The 23231-nt window shown below is 45.0% G+C and carries 19 protein-coding genes; 11 read left to right on the top strand and 8 right to left on the bottom strand.

The window, feature by feature from the left end; translation table 11 throughout:
• From EO131_RS03610 to EO131_RS03600, 3 genes are all read left to right on the top strand, one after another.
• A partial coding sequence (locus EO131_RS03610) for a GMC oxidoreductase (RefSeq protein WP_164731602.1) occupies positions 1-153 on the top strand: 153 nt, incomplete at its 5' end.
• Positions 153-806 (top strand): gluconate 2-dehydrogenase subunit 3 family protein, encoded by a 654-nt coding sequence (locus tag EO131_RS03605; RefSeq protein WP_127018971.1) that lies wholly within the window; start codon positions 153-155, stop codon positions 804-806. The genes EO131_RS03610 and EO131_RS03605, both read left to right, overlap by 1 nt.
• A gap of 241 nt (positions 807-1047) precedes the next feature.
• Positions 1048-3663 (top strand): M14 family metallopeptidase, encoded by a 2616-nt coding sequence (locus EO131_RS03600; RefSeq protein ID WP_127018970.1) that lies wholly within the window; start codon positions 1048-1050, stop codon positions 3661-3663.
• A gap of 55 nt (positions 3664-3718) precedes the next feature.
• On the opposite strand, the gene EO131_RS03595 is transcribed toward EO131_RS03600, so the two are convergent.
• Positions 3719-4090 (bottom strand): hypothetical protein, encoded by a 372-nt coding sequence (locus tag EO131_RS03595; protein ID WP_127018969.1) that lies wholly within the window; start codon positions 4088-4090, stop codon positions 3719-3721.
• Between the two features lie 140 nt (positions 4091-4230).
• Complete coding sequence (locus tag EO131_RS03590; protein ID WP_127018968.1) at positions 4231-4986, bottom strand: sulfite exporter TauE/SafE family protein; 756 nt, start codon at positions 4984-4986, stop codon at positions 4231-4233.
• A gap of 68 nt (positions 4987-5054) precedes the next feature.
• Between EO131_RS03590 and EO131_RS03585 the strand changes: the two genes are divergently transcribed.
• Positions 5055-6863, top strand: coding sequence for a sodium:solute symporter family protein (locus tag EO131_RS03585; RefSeq protein WP_127018967.1), 1809 nt, complete (start codon positions 5055-5057; stop codon positions 6861-6863).
• Here EO131_RS03585 and EO131_RS03580 read toward each other — a convergent pair.
• Positions 6860-7450: a riboflavin synthase gene (locus tag EO131_RS03580; protein ID WP_127018966.1), complete on the bottom strand. Its 591-nt coding sequence runs from the start codon at positions 7448-7450 to the stop codon at positions 6860-6862. The two genes, EO131_RS03585 and EO131_RS03580, sit on opposite strands and share 4 nt — an antisense overlap.
• Before the next feature lie 57 nt (positions 7451-7507).
• Between EO131_RS03580 and pdxA the strand changes: the two genes are divergently transcribed.
• The 7 genes from pdxA to EO131_RS03545 all read left to right on the top strand — a co-directional run bounded on the left by pdxA (position 7508) and on the right by EO131_RS03545 (position 13702).
• Positions 7508-8560 carry a 4-hydroxythreonine-4-phosphate dehydrogenase PdxA gene (gene pdxA / locus EO131_RS03575; RefSeq protein ID WP_127018965.1) on the top strand — a complete coding sequence of 351 codons (1053 nt, stop codon included), beginning with the start codon at positions 7508-7510 and terminating at the stop codon, positions 8558-8560.
• 110 nt (positions 8561-8670) lie between these two features.
• Positions 8671-9204, top strand: coding sequence for a YceD family protein (locus EO131_RS03570; protein ID WP_127018964.1), 534 nt, complete (start codon positions 8671-8673; stop codon positions 9202-9204).
• A 7-nt stretch (positions 9205-9211) separates the two neighbouring features.
• Complete coding sequence (gene rpmF / locus EO131_RS03565) at positions 9212-9412, top strand: 50S ribosomal protein L32 (RefSeq protein WP_072876398.1); 201 nt, start codon at positions 9212-9214, stop codon at positions 9410-9412.
• Positions 9413-9586: 174 nt separating this feature from the next.
• Positions 9587-10582, top strand: coding sequence for a beta-ketoacyl-ACP synthase III (locus tag EO131_RS03560; RefSeq protein ID WP_127018963.1), 996 nt, complete (start codon positions 9587-9589; stop codon positions 10580-10582).
• A gap of 26 nt (positions 10583-10608) precedes the next feature.
• Positions 10609-11097, top strand: a complete 489-nt coding sequence (gene accB / locus EO131_RS03555; RefSeq protein WP_127018962.1) for an acetyl-CoA carboxylase biotin carboxyl carrier protein — start codon at positions 10609-10611, stop codon at positions 11095-11097.
• Between the two features lie 92 nt (positions 11098-11189).
• A complete protein-coding gene (gene accC, locus EO131_RS03550; RefSeq protein WP_127018961.1) occupies positions 11190-12548 on the top strand; it encodes an acetyl-CoA carboxylase biotin carboxylase subunit in 1359 nt (452 codons plus the stop codon).
• Positions 12549-12583: 35 nt separating this feature from the next.
• Positions 12584-13702, top strand: coding sequence for an NAD(P)/FAD-dependent oxidoreductase (locus EO131_RS03545; protein ID WP_127018960.1), 1119 nt, complete (start codon positions 12584-12586; stop codon positions 13700-13702).
• 105 nt (positions 13703-13807) lie between these two features.
• Here EO131_RS03545 and EO131_RS03540 read toward each other — a convergent pair whose 3' ends face one another.
• The 5 genes from EO131_RS03540 to EO131_RS03520 are packed head-to-tail and all read right to left on the bottom strand — an operon-like array spanning position 13808 to position 23213.
• On the bottom strand, positions 13808-14470 hold the full coding sequence (locus tag EO131_RS03540; protein WP_127018959.1) for an ABC transporter ATP-binding protein: 663 nt from the start codon (positions 14468-14470) through the stop codon (positions 13808-13810).
• A gap of 48 nt (positions 14471-14518) precedes the next feature.
• Complete coding sequence (locus EO131_RS03535) at positions 14519-16015, bottom strand: serine hydrolase domain-containing protein (protein ID WP_127018958.1); 1497 nt, start codon at positions 16013-16015, stop codon at positions 14519-14521.
• Positions 16016-16033: 18 nt separating this feature from the next.
• The gene (locus tag EO131_RS03530; RefSeq protein WP_127018957.1) at positions 16034-18448 is read right to left on the bottom strand and encodes an ABC transporter permease; all 2415 of its coding nucleotides are present in this window, start codon (positions 18446-18448) and stop codon (positions 16034-16036) included.
• A gap of 27 nt (positions 18449-18475) precedes the next feature.
• The gene (locus tag EO131_RS03525) at positions 18476-20878 is read right to left on the bottom strand and encodes an ABC transporter permease (protein WP_127018956.1); all 2403 of its coding nucleotides are present in this window, start codon (positions 20876-20878) and stop codon (positions 18476-18478) included.
• 25 nt (positions 20879-20903) lie between these two features.
• Entirely contained in the window at positions 20904-23213 is a 2310-nt protein-coding gene (locus tag EO131_RS03520) for an ABC transporter permease (RefSeq protein ID WP_127018955.1), read from the bottom strand.
• Between the last annotated feature and the right edge of the window lie 18 nt (positions 23214-23231).

Below are 23231 nucleotides of genomic sequence, written 5' to 3'. Positions count from 1 at the left end.
TACAACCAGGTGCACGCCTGCAAGAACGTCTACGTGACCGACGGGGCCTTCATGACCTCGGCCAGCTGCGTGAACCCATCGCTCACCTATATGGCATTTACCGCAAGGGCCGCAAACCACGCGGCACAGGAACTCAAAAAAGGAAACATATAATGGAAAGAAGATCAGCACTCAAGAACATGGGATTGGCCTTCGGCTACGCCGTGGCCACCCCCACACTGTTAAGCCTGCTGCAGAGCTGCAAGGACAAGCCGGCCTATGCCGAATGGGTCCCCGGCTTTTTGAGCAGGGAACAGGGCCAGGCCCTGGCCCGCACCGTGGACGTGATCCTTCCCAAGACCGATACCCCCTCGGCCACCGAGGTGAACGTGCACGCCTTCATCGATGCCTACCTGGACGAGGTGATGCCCCTTGAACAACGGGACTACGTGATGATGAAGATGGAGCGGTTCTACGCCAAGGTCCTGGAGGGCTCCGGCAAGGAGAACCTTTCGGAGATAGAGGCAGGGGACATCGAGCCGGTGTTGGCCACCTACCTGCGCAAGCGCACCGATGAGGAGGAGGAGCTGCACATGGAGGCGGTGATGAACTATATGCAGGCCGTCATGGAGGGCGGCGAGGCCACCCTGGACGACGAGGTGGCGCGCTTCACCTTTGCCAACGAACTGAGGGACCTGGCCACATGGGCCTACAAGTCCTCGGAGTACGTGGGCGAGGAGGTGCTTGCCTACCTTCCCATACCCGGGGAGTACATCGCCTGTGGCGACCTGGACACCCTTACCGGTGGAAAGGCCTGGTCGGAATAGCAAAAGTTCAACCAAGCATAAAACAAAGAGCCTCCCGATCGGGAGGCTTTTTTTATGGCTGAATTTAAAACTGAAGTTCAATCATTTAAAAGTATAATGGATTAAAAAATTTGTCTTTTAAAGGCATCTTATTTTCAAAACCACAGAAATTACATGAAGATATTCAATTGGACATCCTTCAATTTAATTTCCTGAACGTAATTGCGTAAATTTCAGTTCCAATAATAACTAATTCAAAAAAATGACATTTAGAACCACAAACCTCAAATCGGTGCTGTTTGCTGCAGCACTTACTTTGGCCAGTAGTTCCTTTTCCGTGGCACAACAAGTACCATCGCCCAAAGATGTGTACGGTTTTCGGGTAGGGGACGATTACAAATTGGCCGATTATGCCCAAATCGAAGATTACCTGACGAAATTGGACCAAGCCTCTGATCGAGTTAAGAAAATTGAGATTGGCGAAACAGTGCTGGGACGAAAAATGTATTTGCTCTTCATTTCCACGGAAGCCAATTTGGCCCAACTGGATAAATGGAAAAACATCAGCACCAAGTTGGCCCGTGCCACCGTGGATGATGCCGAGGCTGTACAACTGTCCCAAGAAGGAAAGGCCATAGTTTGGATAGATGGGGGTATGCACTCCACCGAACTGGCGCACGGGCAAATGACCTCCGAGTTGGCCTATACCTTGGCTACTTCCGAAACCGCAGAAATGCAAAAAATCCGGGAAAATGTGATCACCCTCCTTATGCCGGTTATGAATCCGGATGGGTTGGATATTGTAGTGGATTGGTACCGCAAAAATATGGGTACGCCATACGAAACCTCGCGCCCACCGATTCTATACCATTATTATATGGGTCACGATAATAACAGGGACTGGTTCATGAACAATATGCCCGAAACCTATAACGTGACCAAAATCTTGTACAACGAGTGGTACCCACAAATTGTGTACAACCACCATCAATCCTCACCGGCTTGGACCAAGATTTCCATTCCGCCCTATGCAGACCCCGTAAATCCAAAAATTCATCCTGCGGTTACAGCTGGGGTAAGTGAAGTGGGTTCTGCCATGTCCAAACGTTTTTCATTGGAAAACATGCCCGGAGCCATTGCAGACAACTTTTACACCATGTTCTGGAACGGAGGGGGGCGTACGGTTCCCTATTATCACAACATGATCGGGATCTTGACCGAAACTGGTCATACCACCCCGACACCACGGTTTTATGATCCCGAAAAATTACCCAAGACCGTGGCTGGTGGAACCCCAACAGATGGTACGGACATCATGTATCCCGACCCATGGAAGGGCGGAGAATCACACTTTCGCGATGCTGTGGATTATATGTTGACCGCTACTTGGGCCACTTTGGATTTGGCAGCGGACCGTAAGGAGAATTACCTCTACAATATATATAAGATGGGCAAGTCTGCCATTGATAAAGGCACTACCGAAGGACTGTATGCCTACATCATCGATAAGAACCAATGGGATGCCTTCGAATCCGTTAACCTGATCAATGTTTTGTTGCGCGGGGGCGTAGAAGTGGAACAGGCCACCAAAGACTTTACCGTAAACGACAAAAAATACGAAAAAGGGTCCTTTGTAATCTATACAGGACAAGCATTTAGGCCCTATTTGATGGATCTGATGGAGAAGCAAAACTACCCGACCCGTTTCCAATACCCTGGTGGCCCACCGGATACGCCGTATGATTTGGCAGGATGGACGCTGCCTCTTCAAATGGGCATCGAAGTGGATCGCGTTGCCGAACCATTTAAGGCCCCGACCGAGAAAGTGTCCGGCTTGGTGGGTTATTACGAAGGAAGTGTAAATAGAAGCGGTTCTTTTGGATATGCATTGAATGTGAACACCAATGCATCGGTGGCCGCGACCAATAAAATATTGAAGGCCGGCGGTACGGCTTACAAGGCCATGACCGGTTTCAAAGCCGGCAAGGTCGATTTTCCCGCAGGATCTTTTGTGGTTTCCGGCGATAAAGCGTTGATGGAATCCTTGGCCAATGAATATGGATTGGAGTTTACCGGATTGATGGCCAAACCCGAAGTACAATTGACCAAGATCCATCTACCCAAAGTGGGATTGTACAAATCTTGGGTGGCCAATATGGATGAAGGTTGGACCCGCTTCGTGATGGATGAATATGCCTTTGATATGGACACCTTGCACGATGCCGATATCAAGACAAAAGACCTATCCAAATACGATGCAATCATTATACCTTCCCAACGGCCAAAATCTATTTTGCACGGGCACAGTGTGTTGGACATGCCCGAGAAATTTACCGGAGGAATTGGTTTGGACGGTTCCATGGCTTTGAGCACCTATGTGAAAAATGGAGGCACCCTAATTACCTTTGACGAAGCCAGTGATTTTGTGATTGAACAATTTGGTCTACCCTTGCGCGATGCAGTGGAAGGGGCGGACAGCAAGAACTTCTTTATACCCGGATCCTTGATCCGAACCGGAATCGACACCAAAAATCCGTTGGCATTTGGTATGAAGGACACCGTGGCCGTTTCCTTTAACCGTAGCCGAGCGTTTGTGATCGACAAGCAGAGCAAAACTGGCGAAGGGGGCAAGGAGGATATTAAAGATGCCCCTGCACCTGATGTGAAGGTCATTGCCACCTATGCGGCCAAAAACCTGCTGATGAGCGGTTGGGCCATGGGCGAAGAGCGCTACATTGCCAAAAAACCGGCCATGGTGGAAGCGAAATACGGCAAGGGATCATGCATTTTGTTTGCCTTTAGACCCCAATTCCGTGGGCAGCCAAGAGGCACCTACAAACTGATTTTCAATGCCATTTACCAAGGCGCTTCGGAATAGCAAATTAACAACATGTTGAATAGTATACACCCCATTGATCAGTGGGGTGTTTGTTTTAGTCCCGAAACCAACTCCATTCCAATGTTTCGGTCTCAATTAGTTCTTGCTTAAAATTGTATTCTGGATCGAAGGCTTCACTAGTTAATAGCTGCGTAACGGATTTTAGGTCGAAATTGTTGACAATTCGTTCAAATAGTTCTTTTGCCAATCCAATCCCAGATTCAAGTACATACCAATAATTGGTTGTAACATAGCCTTCCTCTGACTCCCAAATGTAGGTTTCCCTTCCAATCCAGCTTCCAATATTGTTTTTAAAAAGTTGAAGTGACAACATTGGCAGTGCGGCATCATATCTTTCCCAATCATCATTGTTGGCGCTTTTGTGAATTTCCAAATCCACCCTTATAAGATTATCAAATTTTTCCATTCAGAAATACTTTGTCATCACAATGTAGCGTATTACATGCTTTTTAGTCAATCGAATTGATAAATGGGGTATTACAATTGATGAAGAATCATTTAGTAGGAATAGTTGGTTTAAATCAATGATAGAATCAATGGGTCGTATTATCTGAAAAGAATTGCAATGGCCCCAATGGCGGTGACCACCAATATAAAACGCTTGTAGTTTTTTTCGTTGATTTTTTTCACCAAAAACACCCCCAGTAACAATCCGGCAAAAATGGCAGGTAGCAACCGCAGGTTAATCGCCAGACTTTCGGCAGAAATGGTTTCCCACACCCAAATATGGAAGGGCAACTTGAAGAGGTTGGTGATCAAAAACAGCCACGCTGCCGTGCCCACGAACTCGTTTTTGGGCAACCGCATGGCCAAAAAGAAGATATTGGTGAAGGCCCCCGCCAAATTCCCGATCATGGTACAAATGCCGGCCAAAATCCCCATGGAGCCAGAAAACAACCAATGACTCGGCACACTTTCCGATTTTCTTCGGTCCCACCACAGCAAAAGCCCCAAACTCAAAAAGATGACGATCACCATCCCCCATTTGAATTCCTGTTCGGGCAGATCCTTGCCCACATAAACCCCGATCAATATCCCGGCAATCATCCAAGGAATAAATTTTAAGATGTATTTCCATTGCGTATGGCGGTTATAATAAATCACTGCAAACACATCGCCCACCAGCAATAAGGGAATAAAAAGTCCGGTCGAGGCTCGTGAACCAAAAGCCAACGCCATAAGCGTTACGTTAAAAATGGACATGCCCTTCAACCCAGCTTTGGAGATACCCATCAAAAAAACCGCGGTCGCTGCCATGGTCCAGGCGGCAATCGAAATATCGGATAGGGAAAAAAGTAACATGGGGAAATATTGGTCGTATACAAAAGTAGCCCAAAAAAGCTATCTTTAGCTGCAGCCAAACTAAACAAATGAAACTAGAACTTTTAGATTACATCATCATCTTTGGGTTTTTTGCCCTTGTACTTTTCATCGGAATTTACGTTTCCAAAAAATCGGGACAGAGTTCAACGGAATACTTTTTATCGGGACGTAGCATGCCCTGGTGGCTGTTGGGATTGTCCATGGTCGCCACTACCTTTTCTACGGACACCCCAAATTTGGTGACCAATTTGGTGCGCTCCAACGGTGTTTCCGGAAACTGGGGCTGGTGGTGTTTTTTATTGACAGGGATGTTGACTGTTTTTGTGTACGCAAAGCTTTGGCGGAAATCGAACGTTAATACAGATCTGGAGTTTTATGCCATACGATATGGAGGTAAACCGGCCCGTTTTTTAAGAAAGTTCCGGGCGATTTATCTCGGGGTGCTTTTTAATGTGATCACTATGGCATCCGTTACGTTGGCAGCCATAAAAATTGGGGGCGTCATGTTGGGGCTGGATCCTTGGGTGACGGTGGTAAGCGCTGGCCTTATTACTGTAATTTTTAGTGCCCTTGGAGGGTTCAAGGGAGTGGTCTACAGTGATTTCTTTCTATTTTTTGTGGCGATGGCAGGGGCCATTGGCGCCGCAATCTATCTTGTCAATTTGCCAGAAGTAGGGGGATTACAGGCTGTGTTGGAAAATGAAAATGTAAAAGGAAAGTTGAGCATACTTCCCGATTTCAACGATAAAAAAGCATTGATTACCGCGTTGGTTATTCCTTTGGCGGTGCAATGGTGGAGTTCATGGTACCCTGGCGGCGAACCGGGCGGCGGTGGCTATATTGCACAGCGAATGTTGGCGGCCAAAAATGAAAATCATGCCATTGGTGCCACCTTCTTTTTTAATATCATGCATTATGCCCTTCGGCCATGGCCATGGATTTTGGTCGCGTTGGCATCGTTGGTGGTCTATCCCGACATTGCCAGTATTCATGAGGCGTTTCCAAATGTAACGGAAGATAAATTGGGCCATGACTTGGCCTATTCCGCCATGATGACCAAATTGCCCACTGGGCTTTTGGGCATTGTGTTGGCCTCCCTCGTTGCCGCATACATGTCCACTATTTCCACCCAATTGAACTGGGGGTCTTCCTATATCGTGTATGATTTTTATAAACAACAGATCAACCCGGAGGCTACCGAAAAACAAATGGTGAATGTAGGAAGGATATCCACGGTATTGTTGATGGTGTTAAGTGCATTTTTGGCACTGGCCCTTCAAGATGCCATGGGTGTGTTCAACTTGCTGTTGTCCTTTGGTGCGGGAACGGGACTAATTTTCATTTTGCGTTGGTTCTGGTGGCGTATCAATTCTTGGAGTGAAATTACAGCCATGTTCTCTTCTGGAATTTTGGCGGTTTTGTTGGAAACCACCTCGTTGCGGGCATTTTTGTTCGCCCCAGAAACCGGAGTCTTTCCAGATTGGGCCGATTTGCCGTTCATCATGGTGGTGACCAGTATTATTTGGTTAACGGCCACTTTTGTGACCCAACCCGAAAGCAAAGAGGTGCTCCGTAGTTTCTATATAAAAATTCAACCGGGAGGGCCAGGTTGGTCCAAAGTGGTGAAGGAGGCCAATGAAGACCAAGTGGAAATCGTCAAGACCAATGAAAAGTGGAGTGTGCCCTCAGGAATCAAGGCCATGCTAGCAGGCGTGGTATTGATCTACTCCATTATGTTTGCCACCGGATATTGGATTTATGGAAGGCACCAATTGGCCATTGGCCTGACAGCTTTGGTTGTAGTGTCTGCTTTTGTGCTGTTAAAGGTATGGCGGGGAATGAAGAACGTGTTTTAACTACGCAATTCCAGTAGCCGGGCCACATATTTGCCGACCACATCAAATTCCAAATTCACGGTCGACCCAACTTTATAGGTATGGAAACGTGTGTGCTCGTACGTATAAGGTATGATGGCCACGCTGAAACTATCTTTTTTGGAATCGACCACGGTTAAGCTAACCCCATCTACGGTAATGGAACCTTTCTCAATGGTCACGTTGTTTAGTTTGGAATCGTATTCAAAACCAAACACCCAGCTACCATCTTGTTCTGAAATGGATGAGCAAATTGCTGTTTGGTCCACATGGCCCTGTACGATATGTCCATCCAAACGGGCGCCGAGCACCATGGCACGCTCCAAGTTAATGGCGTCACCCACGGCCAGTTCTCCAAGGTTCGTCTTGTTCAGGGTCTCTTCAATGGCAGTAACGGTATATTGCTCGCCCTCTATGGCAACCACCGTCAAGCAAACCCCATTATGGGCCACACTTTGGTCGATTTTCAATTCGGAGGTGATGTTGGAGGATACGGTAAGGTGTAGATTGCCCCCTTCTTTTTCCAGCTTTTCAACTTTCCCCAAAGTCTCTATGATACCCGTGAACATGTGAATTATTATTTGACTAGTTTTGTAGTGCAAAAGTAGCCATATGGCAATTATTATATGGAGGAAAATCAAAAAATAAAGCTTGGAATTTCCATTGGGGACATCAACGGTATTGGGTGCGAAGTAGCACTTAAGACCTTTGAGGATGAACGAATGTTGGAATTTTGTACCCCGATCATTTTTGCGTCAAACAAGACCATTTCACAACAGAAGGGTGATCTGAACATCGATATCACCTTCAACGGGGTAAGGGAAGCCTCGCAAGCCATCGATGGAAAGATCAATATCGTGAACGTGTGGAAGGAGGTGCCCACCATCGAATATGGCCAAGCCACCAAAGCGGGCGGGGAATATGCCATCAAATCGTTGAAAGCTGCTGTCAAAGCGTTGAAGGAAGGAGCCATTGATGTTTTGGTGACCGCCCCTATCAATAAGAACAATATACAGTCTGAAGAATTCAAGTTTCCCGGCCATACCGATTATTTGGCTCAGGAACTGAAAGGGGAGAGCCTCATGTTCATGGTTGCGGATACGCTTCGAGTGGGGTTGTTGACAGACCATATCCCAGTGAAGGATGTGGCCAATGCCATCACCTCTAAACTGATCAAGAGCAAGGTCGCCATCATGGAAAAATCCCTGAAAATGGATTTCGGGATTCGCCGACCAAAAATTGCGATGTTGGGCATTAATCCCCATAGTGGTGACAAGGGAACCATTGGGGAAGAGGACGATAAGGTTTTGGCACCCACGATTCAGGAGCTGTTCAATAAGGGCACCTTGGTATATGGGCCCTATTCGGCCGATAGTTTTTTCGGTTCGGACACCCATAAGAATTTTGATGCCGTCCTTGCTGCCTATCACGATCAGGGATTGATACCGTTCAAAACCCTTTCCTTTGGAAAAGGGGTAAACTTTACCGCCGGATTGGACAAAGTCCGCACTTCCCCCGATCATGGAACGGCCTATGAGATTGCCGGAAAGGGCAAAGCGGATGAAAGTTCGTTCAAGGAAGCGGTTTTTACGGCAATACAAGTGTACAGGAACCGTTTGGAATACTTGGAATTGACGCAAAACCCCTTACAAAAGCACAAAATCAAGAAAGGAAGCTAAAAAGTTGTCCTTTAATTTGATATTTGTACGCATGGAAATTGCAACTTTGTAAATAAGTAGTATCTTTGCACCCGCCTTTAAAGGCTGGTACACAAACCTTAAGTGTAGAAATGATGAAGCTGAAAGAGTATTTTATCCCTTTTTCAGGCCTGAAGTTGGGAAAACATGAATTTGTGTACGAGATTGATAATGCGTTCTTTGAATCTTTTGAATACCAAGAGTTTAACGGAGCTTCAATCCACATAACCGCCATCTTGGAAAAGATGAGCAATATGATGGAACTGGAGATCAAGGCCGAGGGAACTGTAAATGTGGACTGTGATCTAACAGGGGAACCTTTTGATCAACCCATTGCATCGGATTTGCACCTTGTCATCAAATTTGGTGAGGAGTACAATGACGAAGACGATGAAATGCTAATCATTCCACATGGCGAGTACCAAATCAACATTGCACAATATATATATGAAATGTTGGTGTTGGCCGTTCCACAAAAAAGGATTCATCCCGGTGTGGAGGACGGCACTTTGCAATCTGATATCTTGGACAAGTTGGAAGAGCTCCAGCCAAAAGAGAAAAAGGAATCATCGGACAAAACAGATCCCAGATGGGACGATTTAAAAAAGTTACTAACGGATAAATAGGTTTATAATGGCACATCCTAAAAGAAAAACATCAAAAACCAGAAGGGACAAAAGAAGAACCCATTACAAGGCAGTAGCGCCTACCATCGCCAAGGATTCAGTAACCGGCGAAATGCACTTGTACCACAGAGCCCACTGGCACGAAGGTAAATTGTACTATCGTGGTCAGGTTTTGATCGATAAAACAGAGGAAGAAACTGCGGCCTAACCGCAATTCCCTCACAATAAAGCAACTCCCGTTCGTAAGTAGCGGGAGTTTTTTTATGGACCCTAGTTAATTTCAAAATCGAATCGATTTTAACGGGAAAGTCATATAAAATGACTAATTTTCACCGCTTTTGGGTCAAATTTCAAAGTTTTTGACAATAAAGAGAGGCTAAAAATGAAAAAAACAACAGCAGCAATTACGGCTGTAGGGGGCTACGTTCCCGATTTCGTTCTTTCCAATAAAGTGTTGGAAACCATGGTCGATACCAATGACGAATGGATCACCACACGTACAGGAATCAAGGAAAGAAGAATCCTGAAGGAAGAAAGCGCAGGAACCTCGTTTATGGCTATTAAGGCCGCAGAGGATTTGCTTCAAAAAAGGGGCATCGATGCCTCAGAAATCGATTTTGTTTTAGTGGCCACCGCAACCCCCGATCTTCCCGTAGCCGCAACAGCTGCTTATGTTGCTTCGGAGATAGGCGCCGTTAATGCTTTTGCTTATGATCTTCAGGCCGCTTGTTCCAGTTTTTTATATGGAATGTCCACAGCCGCCAGCTATATTGAATCCGGCAGATATAAAAAAGTATTGTTGATCGGTGCCGATAAAATGTCATCGATCATTGATTATACCGATAGGACCACCTGCATTATCTTTGGGGATGGAGCAGGGGCCGTTCTTTTCGAACCCAATGATGAAGGGTTGGGTCTTCAGGATGAATACCTGCGATCCGATGGTATCGGGCGCCAGTTCTTAAAGATTGAAGCAGGAGGCTCCATATTGCCAGCTTCAGAGGAAACTGTAAAGAACAAGCAGCATTTCGTTTACCAAGATGGTAAGTCTGTGTTCAAATTTGCCGTTTCCAACATGGCCGATGTGGCCGCACTGGTCATGGAACGCAACGATTTGACCCATGAGGACATACAATGGTTGGTACCCCACCAAGCCAATAGAAGAATAATCGACGCCACGGCCAATAGAATGGGCGTGGAACCCAATAAGGTAATGATCAATATCGATCGTTACGGAAATACAACCTCTGCCACTTTGCCCTTGTTGTTGTACGACTACGAGAAGCAGCTCAAAAAAGGTGACAATTTGATTTTTGCCGCTTTTGGAGGAGGTTTTACATGGGGTGCCATCTATTTAAAATGGGCCTATAATTCTTAATCACACAACTAACAAAAACTAATTCGATGGACATTAAGGAAATTCAAAGTTTAATCAAGTTTGTCGCCAAATCTGGTGCGAGCGAGGTGAAATTGGAGATGGAAGACTTTAAAATCACCATCCGTACCGGAAGCGCAGGTTCCAGTTTGCCCGAAACAACCATTGTTCAGCAAATACCGATGGCCCAAGCCCCTGTTGCTCCAGTGGCTACCACGCAAGTGGCCCAAGAACCGGCGGCACCAGCCCAAGAGGCTCCAAAGGCGGAAGACTCCAAGTATATTACCATCAAATCTCCGATCATCGGAACCTTCTACAGAAAACCTTCTCCGGACAAGCCGGCTTTTGTTGAGGTTGGAAGCACCATTAAGCAAGGCGATGTGCTGTGTGTGATAGAAGCCATGAAACTTTTCAATGATATCGAATCCGAAGTTTCTGGTAAAATCGTGAAAATATTGGTCGATGATTCTTCTCCGGTAGAGTTCGATCAACCATTGTTCTTGGTAGACCCATCATAGCAGATTTTAGATGCTAAATTTTAGGTGACTGGCCCGTCCAGTTGTTTAAAACCGTTTAAAATTTAGAATTTCAGAATGTAAGATTGTGTTCTATGTTTAAAAAGATATTGATTGCAAATAGGGGTGAAATCGCATTGCGAATTATTCGTACCTGCAAGGAAATGGGCATCAAGACCGTGGCCGTTTACTCAAAAGCCGATGAGGAAAGCCTCCATGTCCGTTTTGCCGATGAGGCCGTTTGTATCGGGCCGGCACCCAGTAGCGAATCCTATTTGAAGATACCCAACATTATAGCTGCGGCAGAGATCACCAATGCCGATGCCATACACCCAGGTTATGGGTTCCTTTCCGAAAATGCCAAATTCTCCAAAATATGTGCCGAACACGACATCAAGTTTATTGGTGCCTCTGGGGAACAGATAGATAAAATGGGCGATAAGGCAACGGCCAAGGAAACCATGAAAAAAGCTGGAGTTCCCACGGTTCCCGGTTCTGATGGCCTTTTAAAGGATGTCGAACACGCCAAAAAGGAAGCCAAGAAAATGGGTTACCCCGTTATGATCAAGGCTACTGCTGGTGGAGGCGGAAAAGGGATGCGCGCCATTTGGTCCGAGGAAGAAATAGAGAAAAACTTTGAAAGTGCCGTAAAGGAAGCCACGGCTGCGTTTGGCAATGGCGGTATGTACATGGAAAAACTCATAGAGGAGCCAAGGCATATCGAGATCCAAGTGGTAGGTGACCAGTATGGAAAAGCCTGTCACCTATCGGAAAGGGATTGTTCCGTGCAACGTAGACACCAAAAACTGACCGAAGAGACCCCATCTCCTTTTATGACCGACTCGTTGCGGGAGGAAATGGGAAAAGCGGCAGTGAAGGCAGCAGAATATATCAAATACGAGGGAGCCGGGACCATAGAGTTTTTGGTGGACAAACACCGTAATTTCTACTTCATGGAAATGAACACCCGAATCCAAGTGGAGCACCCGATCACCGAGCAGGTGGTGGATTATGATTTGATCCGCGAGCAGATTTTGGTGGCTGGTGGCGTGCCGATTTCCGGAAAAAACTATTATCCAAAATTACATTCCATCGAATGTAGGATCAATGCCGAGGATCCCTATAACGATTTTAGACCCTCTCCTGGTAAGATCACCACCCTTCATACCCCTGGAGGTCACGGGGTTCGTTTGGACACCCACGTGTATAGTGGTTACAGCATTCCACCAAACTACGATTCCATGATCGCCAAGTTGATCACTACCGCCCAAACTAGGGAGGAGGCCATCAACAAAATGCGAAGGGCATTGGACGAGTTTGTTATTGAAGGGATAAAAACGACCATTCCGTTCCATCGACAATTGATGGACCATCCCGATTATTTGGCGGGCAACTATACCACCAAGTTCATGGAAGGTTTCAAGATGGATCCAAAATATCAAGATCAACACTAATTTTCGACCCCGATGCAAATCGGGGTTTTTGTTTTATGCAATTGAGCTATTGGGAATATAAAACATGGTTTTCTCAAGTGGATTTCACGGTGATCGGCAGCGGTATTGTCGGATTGAATTGTGCATTCCAACTTCGGGAAAAGTACCCAAACAGTAAAATTTTGGTCTTGGAAAAGGGAAGTCTGCCCCAAGGGGCCAGCACCAAAAATGCTGGGTTTGCCTGTTTTGGAAGCATTTCGGAGGTGTTGTCCGACCTTAAGACCCATTCCAAGGATGAAGTGGTCCAACTGGTACAAAAGCGATGGCAGGGCATACAGCGCCTTCGAAAGCTTTTGGGCGACGGGGCGATTGGGTTTGAGCTGCATGGCGGGCACGAACTTTTTGACAAAGGGAACACCGACTTTTTTCAACAGTGTTTGGATAGTGTGGATGAATTGAACCACCTGTTGGAACCGGTTTTTGGAACGAAACCTTTTGTCTGCACCAAAAACACCTTTGGGTTTGGGCAAATTCAAGACCACTACATTACCCACCAATTTGAAGGCCAATTGGATACCGGTATGATGATGCATGCATTGATCCAAAAATGCTTGGCCAGTGAAATTCCGATTTTAAATGGTATCGAGGTAATGGACATTATCGAAACCGGTACGGGAGCGACCATTGCAACCAAGGACTTTGAGTTCAATTCCCGCAAAGTATTCGTGGCCACCAATGGTTTTGCCACCAAATTGCTTAAATCAGCACCGATACAACCCGCAAGGGCCCAAGTTTTGATTACGGAGCCCATCAAAAACCTAAAAATCAAAGGGACTTTTCATTTTGATGAAGGGTTCTACTATTTCCGAAATATTGATGACCGTATTCTGTTCGGTGGCGGTCGCAATCTTGATTTTAAGACCGAGGAAACCGTGGAATTTGGTCAAACAGAAATCATTCAATCCAAGTTGGAAGAACTGCTTGAACACATGATTTTACCCGGACAAAAACCCAAAATAGCTCAACGATGGAGCGGTATTATGGGCGTAGGTCCCCAAAAAACACCTATTGTAAAGCAATTGTCCAATTCCATTTGTTGTGGGGTGCGTTTGGGCGGTATGGGAGTGGCCTTGGGCAGTTTGGTGGGAGCCGAACTAGCCTCCTTGGCCGATTAATTTAATCCCTGCACATCACCCAGGAAGAAATATTGACACGAATTGCACCAATTTTCACGAATATGGACCTACCTGGTCTTGGTTTTAGACTTCGAGCTCTTGTAATCAGATCATTCGCCCATCCAGCAGATTGATGATCCGTGATCCGTATTCCGCATTTTTTTCTGAATGTGTTACTTGGATAATGGTGACGCCTTCCTCGTTCAGTTGTTTGAACAAATCCATGATTTCTTCCCCTTGCTTGGAGTTAAGGTTTCCTGTGGGCTCATCGGCCAAGATCAATTTGGGATTGGAAATAAGTGCTCGGGCAATGCCTACCAATTGTTGCTGCCCGCCACTCAACTGTGCTGGAAACAAATCCTTTTTGCCCACGATGTTGAAACGATCCAACATATCGGCCACCATGGCTTTTCGTTCTGCCCCCTTGAAATTTTTATAGATGAGCGGCATTTCCAAATTTTCCTTCACGGTAAGTTCGTCCAACAAGTGGTAAGATTGAAATACAAATCCAATGTATTCCTTGTACAGATTGGAGCGATGTTTCTCTTTTAGGGTATGTACGGATTCATCCAGAAAATTGTATTGGCCTTCGTCAAAGGAATCCAACATACCGATTACATTGAGCAGCGTGGACTTACCGGATCCGGATGGGCCCATGATAGAGATGAATTCCCCTTCCTCTACTTCCAAGTTGATGTCTTTCAACAAAAAGATACGTTGGCCACCGGAGTTGACCCATTTAAAAATGTTGTTGAGTTGTAATAGCATAGCGTGTTTTTTAATAGGTTTTACGTCTTTGTGTTTCTGGCGTATTGTTCAATTTGCCGACAGTTCGCTTATACGGTTACTTGAATTTTCACACCAATGACAATTGGTTTCGGGTTGCAGCGAAAGGGCCTTTTCGAAACTTTTGACCGCTTTGTCTTTCTCATTTATTAGATAATAGCCTTCGCCCAAGGAATCCCAAAGATTGCCGTCGTTGGGAAAAAGAACGGTATTCAGTTCCAATAAAGCAATGCCCCATTTAGTATCCTTCTGTTCGGAAACCTGCTTAAATCCAATTCGATTTAAAATGGCCTTATCGGTAATGGCACTCCCGGTTTTGTTTTCAATGAATTGTGGCAATTGATTCGCTCTGTCAGCGGGATTCTTTTTCATAAAATCAAAAACCAGCTCATAGGTGTTTTTTGGAACAATTCGGGGTTGATGTGCATCGTCCATGATTGTTGCCGAAATTTCCCAGGCGATATTTTCAGATTGATGGTTCAGTATGCTGTTGGAAAGTGCTATCACCACAAGGTCATCATCCACAAACCGGACAAAATCGGAAAAGAATATCCCGTTACTGCCATTGTGCGTAACCACCTTTTTGTTTTCAAAGGCGTTAAAAATGGCCCATCCATAGCCGTAAAATGATGTTTTGTCCTCGTTCTCTGGAGTATGGGCCATTTCCATGAGCTTTTTGGTTTCAGGTTGCAAAACATTGTTCTGTTCCAAAGCCAGATGCCACTTGTACAAGTCCTCTGTGGTGGAGTAAATATCGCCTTTTCCTATGCTGTACCAATGATTGTTGTTGTAGGGTAGGTGGTTTTGTGTTGTTCCCCAATCGTTCCACTTGCCATCGGTAAAATGAAAATAATAACCATGGGCCAATTGCTCACTGTTGAAGGAAATACCCTTGTAACCGGTATGGTTCATCTGCAATGGCTTCCAAAACTGCTCACGGAGATAGGTTTCATAATCCTGTTGGGAAACTTGTTCAACAATGGCCGCCAAAACAATATAATTTGCGTTGGCATAGGTATGTTTTGTACCTGGAGCATACAATAAATCGGCTTGAAAAAATTCCTCCAAAAATGCCTTCTTGCTGGACTCATTGTATCTAAAACCGCCTGTTTGGGGCGATACCCCGGAGGTATGGGTCAACAATTGATGGATGGTAATGTCTTTTTTATCCGATGTTGCTTCGGGAAAATAGGTCTCGATTTTATCCGTCACATCCAGTTTTTCCTCTTCCAAGAGTTTTAAAATTGCCGCGGCCGTAAATTGCTTGGTAACCGAACCGATATTGAACACTGTGGACGGCGTGTTTTTTATTTTATTTGACCTATCGGCCCATCCGTATCCTTTTGATAAAATGATGTGACCATTTTGGGCAACCAAGACACTACCGGAATACCCATTGGCAACATTTTGGTTCAAATAACTATCAATTCGATTGAAAAGGGCATTGTCCTTCAAACGCTCTTGTGCTTGAATGGAAAAAATGAAAAATAAGGTAATATATAATGTCTTTTGTAAAGTGTGTCTCATTTTAAAATCTAACTTGTATTATTCGGTCCGTAAACTTTTTACAGGATTTGCCGACGCGGCTTTTATGGTACGTGTTCCTACGGTGACAAAAGCGATAAATACCGCCAAAAGGCCCGCCCCTAAAAAGAAAAGTGGGCTAAGGGCCACACGAGAGGCATAGTTTTGCAACCATTCATTTAAAAAGTACCAAGCAATCGGGGTGGCGATCACAAATGCGATTCCGACCAATTTTAGGAAATCCTTGGTGAGTAAAAGGGCCACAGAGGAAACACTGGCCCCGATTACCTTGCGAACGCCAATTTCCTTGGTGCGTTGTGCCACAACAAGCATGGAAATGGCAAACAAGCCAATGCAACTCAGCAGAATGCCCAATACACTTCCACTGGTTACGATAGTGGCCATAGTTTTTTCACGCCTAAACGTGCGATCTACATTTTCATCCAAAAACGAACCCAAAAACTCGGCCTGTGGTTCAATTTTTCCCCAAGCCTTTTCTATAGCTTCAAAGGAATTGGTGATATTGCTGGGAGCAATTTTCACGTACGCATAATAGAGGTCCCAATCGTTGTTCATGAACAAGGTGAGCGGTTGAATCGCCCTGCTCACTTCCTGGAAATTGTAGTCCTTGACCACGCCAATTACAGAAAATGTGGTACCATCATCCATTGGGATCTTCACAGAAAGGGGGTCCTCCTCACCCAATTGTTTGGCCATGGCCTCGTTGATGACCAACCCTAAACTATCGGTGGCAAAATCCCGGCTGAACATGCGGCCAGCCACCAATTCAAGGTCTAGCGTTTTGGCGTAATCATAATCTACCGTAAGGGCATTGGTGACCACACCTTTTCCTTTGTAATCGAAGCCCATCGCACTGCTGGAAAGGCTGCCATCGCGCCCCATGCCCAGGTTATTGTCGGCTCCCGAAACGGAAAGGATATCCGGGTTTCCCTTAAGTTCGTTCCGCAACAGTTCAACCACTCGATAACTGTCCTTTTTGCCATTTAAGGGAATGGAAACCACTTGGTCCTTATTATACCCCAGATCTTTGTTCCGCATAAATTCAATCTGACCATGGAGCACTAAAGTGCCACTTATCAAAATGATGGCAATGGTAAACTGTAGCACGATCAAACTGTTTCGCAAGCGGTTTTTGCCGAGGTCCAATTTGCCCTTCAAGGCTTTCAACGTGCTTAATTTGCTCATCAAAAGGGCGGGGTAACCACCGGCGACAAGCGTGATGCAAAAAACAATCATTGCAAAGAGGATTAAGACACTGGGTTGGGTAACATCAGCAAAAGTGGCCTTGGTCCGGAACAGTGTTTTGAACGGTTTCAGCAGTAGATTGGCAACCACCAATCCAGCAATGATGGATGTTGCAAAAACAAAGATGCTTTCCAACCAAAACTGTATAAATAGCTGTCTTTTTATGGCACCCAATGTTTTGCGCATACCAATTTCCTTCAATCGATTTTCGCTCAGTGCAATGTTCATGTTGATGAAATTGGCGCTAACAATGAATATGATCACCAAAGCAATACCCAAAATCAGATAAGGAAATATACGGTTGACCACAGCAACTCCCGATCTATAGGAAGCGAAATGCATATTGCCAATCGGCATTAAATGGAATTGTTTGTATTTTCCATTGGCATCGGGTACAGCGCCATCGCGAATATCGCTTTCTATGCTTCCCTCATAATGAAGTTCTGTAAACGCAATGGTGTTTTCCTCAAATTGCTCCGGAGTAACCCCATTTTCCAACTGAAGATATACCGCATGGAACATGTTGTCCCAAGCATCTATATTGGATAGATAGTCCGGGTGATTTTCAAAGGGAATCACAATTTCGAAATCAACACTGCTATTGGCAGGAATGTTTTTCAAAATTGAAGCAATGATAAAAGGGTGCTCTTCCCTTCGAATCTTTAAGGAAATGGTTTTCCCCACTACATTTTCCGAAGTTCCGAACATTTTTTGGGCCGCTTCCACTGTAATGCTAACCGTATTCTTTTCTGGAATCGGGTTATTTGAATCACCTGTGATCGTTGGATAGGTAAAGATTTCAAAAAAAGAGGGATCTACATATTCCGCATCCAGATTCAATTCTTTGTTATTGTATATCACTAGCACATCCTCGCTTGAACTGCGGGCAATGGATTTTATTCCCGAAACTTCTGTGCCCAAGGCCGGTGCCAGTGGCACCGGATTGGAAGTCCCGATCTCGGTTCCCCTTGGTGTCTGGTTGGATAGGTACAGTTGGTAGGCAGAACCCTTGTTTTCATGGAATTGATCATAGGAAAGTTCAAACAAAGCGGTCATTGCCAGCAATATGGCAACGGCAAAGGCACTGGTTAGCCCCACGATGTTCGCAAGGGTAAATACTTTGTTCTTGACCAAGTTGCGCCAGGCTATTTTTAGATAGTTCTTTATCATGACGTTTTTTTTAAAGGATGTATCTTTTTATTCTTGTCGTAAGGCGTCCACCGGGTTTTGATTTGCGGTACGGGTATAATTAATGGCCGCTATCAGTGCCACCAGAATCAGGATGAAAAAACTACATGCCGCAAAAACCCCCCAATGTAGAGGTGCCTTAAAGGCAAAATTTTGCATCCATTTGTCCGCAGTAAACCAAGCACCCGTTAATCCGAGGAGTACGGCGGGAATGGCCACAAATTCCAAATCGGAGATAAAGGCTTTCAATATATCCAAAAGGGTAGCTCCATTAATTCTTCTAATCGCCAACTCTTTTCTGCGACGGGCAGATTCATTGAAGGTATACCCCAGCAATCCAATAATGGTCACCAATAAGATGATGAAGTTTCCAATGAGCATGGCATTGCGGAATCCCTTTTCGCTCTTATAGGCGTCCAACTGCTCGGCCTCTAGGCTTTTGATTTCTGCATCGTCAAGAGGAAAGCCTATATTAAAAGCCTCCGTAATCTTGTCCATAAGACCATCTTGTGCCCCTTCTTGGGCCTTTACCATGATATTGAAGGATGCGGAAGGGTTTTCAATTTTCTGCTCTTCAAATTTTACTTCAGGCAGATAAAAAAACACGGAAGGTCTCACATCGGGATCAGAAATGGACCGGACCACAAAATCGGGAAAAACACCACGGATGGTAGTGCTTCCATGTTCGGTAACGGTAATTTGCTTGCCTATGACACCATCTGTCCACCCATTATTCAATTTCAACAATTCGGCACCTTTTTTACTGATAAGCACATCGTTGGCAACGGCCTGGTTACTGGTAAAATCATCTCCTTCATCGACTTTGATGCCCAAAATGGAGAGATAGTTGGCATCCACTTCATAAAAATCGGCCACATTGAACAATTCGCGTTTTCCATCCATCGATAGAATGTTATTACCCGAAGCACCATTTATGGGCACGTCGAAACCCAAGCCAACACTTTCCACTTCGGGCATGGATCTTAGTTCATGCAACACGGTTGCTATCTTGTTGCCATCCATTCCTTGTGTAGAGCCATAGTAAACTCCTTTGGCAACATAGCCGTGGTCTGCGTTTTTCATGTTGTTGTATTGAAGCGTGACAATGACCAACACGGTAAGAATAAAGGTGGCCCCCACAAATTGAAAGGACAATAGGACCAATTTCCATCGCCCCCTTTTTTGTTTATAGTCCCTAAAAGCTGTTGCGACGGGAATGCGTGAAAAAAAACGTCCTGGAAAATAACTGGTAACAAAGACCAGCAGGACTAAAAGGGAAACCAATGGTATGATAACATAGGGATTCAAGAGTGAGACAAGACTATGTCCCCATTGTGCCTCTGCGATAGGTTTTAATGCCCATATCATGAGCAAGGCCCCTACGATTGAAATGCCAAAAAGGACAATGGTTTCAGAAAATATCATCTGTTGCAGGTTTTTGGTCTCTGCACCACAGGTCTTGTGTATGGCCGAACTTTTGGCCCGTGTGACCAAGGTTCCCATAGTCAACAAAATATAGTTCATTAAGGAAACAAACAATACCGCCAAGGCAATGGTGGCAAGGATGATGATCATATCCTTTACATTGTTCACATGTATCTGTTTAATGGGCTCGAAGGAATATTGCAATACGATTCCATGATATTCCTCTTCCAATTTTTCAATGTCCTGATGCTTTACTTGCATGGCTCGAACGGCAGGGACCAGATCAGCGGGTTTAACTCCTGGATTTAGCTTTACGCAGGCGTAATAACGATCGTTTCCCATCCAATTGTTGGTCCCGTCCCAGGTGAACTGTTCTGTGGAGACCATGGAAACCAAAACGTCATAAGTGTAATTGGTGTTCTCTGGCAAGGTTTTAAATACACCACCTATGGTGAGCTCTTTATCTGGGTAGTTCTTAATGCTGATGACCTTTCCAACAACATTGCCACCCATGTTGTCCGCCAGTTCTTGGGATACCATGCAGGTCATGGGGCTTTTCAGTATTTCCTTTGGATTTCCACTGACCATGGGTATGGGCAGCACATCGAACAAATGTTCATCTGCCAGGGAAATATTGGCATCATAACTATTCAGGTCTTCTGTGTAAACGACATGGTCCCCCAAAGAGTTTAAGCGTGTGGCCGCCTCTATGCCGGGCACCTCGGCTTGCAGGCCGGGGGCAATGGCCCCACTTACCCTTGGATGGCTCTCCAGCTTATCGGAGGATTGATCCATCTTAAAATTTTCGTGTACCACATAAATCCGATCGGAATCGGGATAGAAACTGTCATAACTGTAATAGTACAGTACTTCCGAAAGAAGCAACAGGCCAAATGCCAACCCCGCGGCCAACGATATAATTCTGGTAAAGGCATGTTCCCCTTTTCGGAACAGCCTGCGAAATGCCAATTTTAAAAAGTTCATCATTGTGTTATTTGAGGGTTAGCTAAAATCATTCATTTTTTAAGCTTTCAACCGGATTGGTGCTTGCAGCCCGCCAACTTTGCCAACTCACTGTAAGCAGGGCCACCAAAAGCGTCAATAATCCGGAAAGGACAAATACCCACCAACTTATGGTGGTTTTATAGGCAAATCCTTCGAGCCATCGGTGCATGGCGTACCACGAAATGGGAACTGCGAACAAAAAGGCCAGTCCTACCCATTTCAAAAAATCCCGGTTTAGTAGTGCCATGACTTTGCCAATGGTTGCTCCGTTAACTTTTCTGACCCCAATTTCCTTTTTACGTTGTTGCATGTAAAAGGTGGCCATGGCCAAAATGCCCATTGATGAAATGATGACGGCCAGAAATGTGAAATAACCGATAATTTTTCCGGTCCGCTCTTCTTTTTTATACCATTGATCAATGGTTTCGTCCACAAATTGAACCTCGTATTCCACATCACCAACAATGCTGCCGTAAGTTGCTTTTATTTGATCTATGGTTTTTAATGTTCCCCTACCGTCCAGTTTAAGAAAAATGTTATTGGCATAACTACCAGGCACTTGTTGTTGGATCATCAACGGACCTATACTGTTCCGCAATTGGGAAAAATTAAAATTCTTCACGATACCCAAAATGGGAATTTCCTTATCATCCATCTTGTATGAAACAGGATTGCCTTCGATCTCGAGCGCTTTGATTGCGGCTTCGTTTAGGACAACACCGTTGTTGGTATAGGCAACATCAGTAGGGACAACTTTGATGTTGAACACATCGTAAAAGGACGAATCAGCGGAAAATTCTTGGAAACTCAACGATTTCCCATTGTAATTGAAGGTTTGGTTGCTGCCTCCACTCAATGGACTTTGCCACATGATGGATACATCTTTTACCCCCGGAATTTTAAGGAGCTCGTTTTTTATATCCTGCTTTTGGCCCATGTCGCCCAAATAGTCCATATAGACCACATTGTCCTTGTTGAAACCCAGGTCTTTGTTTCGGAGGTAATCGGTTTGTTTCATTATGATCCAACTACAGGCCAGTAGGGCGATGGCAACCGTATATTGAAAGGTTATGAATGCCTTTGCGTAAACACTTTTGGATTTGGTACGGAGCTCTCCCCGAACTACTTCTATCGGTTTAAAATTGGAAATTTTAATGGCCGGAACAATCCCGGTTATAAATCCGATAAGTAGGATTCCGGATACTAATATCACTAAATTGGTCATGTTTAAAGCCTGGCTCAAATTCAAGGAAGTATCCAGCAAGGAATTCAACAAGGGCTCAAAAAGTTTGGCAAGCAGTAGGGCCAAAATAACCGCAACAAAGCATAGCGACATGGACTCGGCAACCAATTGTCGGATCAATTGATTTTTGGATCCGCCCAACATTTTTTTCATGGCCACTTCTTTGCCCCTAAATGTCGCTTGGGCAATGGTCAGGTTAATGTAGTTGCCCGCAGCAAGCAAAAGAATGATAAAAACGATAATGGACAGTACCATGATCATAGACTTGCTTGCATTTTTTGTTCCATTCCCCACCTTGTCACTAAAGTATAGTTCCTTCAACGGGGTAAATTCCACTGTTTTGGCCCAACCCTCTTTATATAGCCAGAAATTCTCCTTAAAATTTGTCAATATGTTAGGGGCTTTCGACGGTAGATCCGTATTGGGCTTGGCCATCAAATAGATACTCAGGGAGCACCAGCCATATTCTTCCAAAATGTTTTCAAACCCCCATATTTTTTTAAAAGCCTTAAGGTTTACCAAGGCATCCTGTCGATTAAAATGAGTGGTTTCCGGAAAGTCTTCCATAACGCCGGTAACCCTGAACTTGTGTTCCGAATTAATGTAAACAGACTTTCCAACGGCATTACCGGAACCAAACAATCGGAGTGCCATGGATTTTGAAAGTACAATGTCATCCTCCGTGAGCAGGACTTCAGCTGCATTGCCCTGCAGCAGCGGAAACGAGAATATGTTCAAAAAGCCTGGGTCTACCCCTAAATAATCGAACTGCACTTTCTGACCCCCTTGGGCAGCTAGTCGGTCGGAGGAATTGTACACCCTGGAAAATGCCTCTATTTCGGGATATTCCTGTTTCAAGTCAGTAGCAATGGGTGGTGAGAAGTCAACCGTCTCATTTTCCAGTCGATAAATCCGATCTTTGTTTTCATGGAAATCATCCACAGAAAGTTCATTTTGGATATACACCCCAAGCAACAAAACAAAGGTCAATGACAGCGCGAAACCCAAAACAGTGACCGCGGTGTACATTTTGTTTCTGGAAAGGTGCCTCACATATGTTTTTAAACCTAACACAACATCAATTTTTAATTG

Origin of the sequence: Flagellimonas beolgyonensis, from assembly GCF_003992615.1 — a bacterium.
Classification (GTDB): Bacteria; Bacteroidota; Bacteroidia; order Flavobacteriales; family Flavobacteriaceae; genus Flagellimonas; species Flagellimonas beolgyonensis.
Note: the sequence above shows the minus strand (reverse complement) of the source record. Positions and strands in the feature narration are given on the sequence as shown.